At 72.0% G+C, this 704-nt stretch carries 1 protein-coding gene; it reads left to right on the plus strand.

What is annotated here, in order from left to right:
- Nucleotides 1-532: hypothetical protein (locus CCN72_RS39470; protein WP_158101485.1), on the plus strand; the 532-nt coding region annotated here is incomplete at its 5' end.
- Nucleotides 533-704 lie beyond the last annotated feature (172 nt).

Here is a 704-nt window from a genome sequence, read left to right on the forward strand (position 1 = left end):
CCGCGAGACCAGGCACACCGCGGCGAGCCCGATCAGCCAGACCCTGTACTGCGGTCTGATCACCCGGCTGGTCATCGTGAACAGCAGCACCGCGCACAGCGCCGCCTCCTCCGCCGTCGCCTCGGCCCGCGCCTCCGCCTCCGCCGCGGCCTCCTCCGCCTCCGCGCGGGCCGACGAGTTCGAGGCCTCGGTCTCGGCGGCGGCCGAACGGGCGAACCAGGAGGCCCACAAGCGGCTGGCGAACGTCCAGGGCCGGGGCAACGCCGCCTCCGACGTCTCGCTGAGCGGCATCCCCCGCGCCCAGGTGAACGACCTCCAGGCCGCCCACGTCAACATCCACAACTCCACGGACAAGACGGCCAACTTCGCTGTGCAGGTCGACTTCCGCGACCCGAACGGCAAGGTCGTGGAGACCCGCTACGTCGGCGCGGAGAACGTCCGTCCCGGACAGACGGTCCACCCCTACGCCATCAGCCACCAGCCGCCGCAGCCGATCCTGAAGCCGGAGGTGGCGAAGGCGGAGCGGTACTGAATGGGCTTTCCGCAAGTTCCGGAAAGAGTTTGCGCGACACCTTGACGGGCGGTCGGCCCGGCGCGATCGTCGTCGCCCGGGGCAACCGTGTCACCGGTCAGGGCACGGCGCCTCCGGCAGGGCCATGTCCGCCCTGCCGTGTCCACCGTGCGCGAGGCACCGGTGCCGGGGC

Origin of the sequence: Streptomyces murinus, from assembly GCF_002154555.1 — a bacterium.
Lineage (GTDB): Bacteria > Actinomycetota > Actinomycetes > Streptomycetales > Streptomycetaceae > Streptomyces > Streptomyces murinus.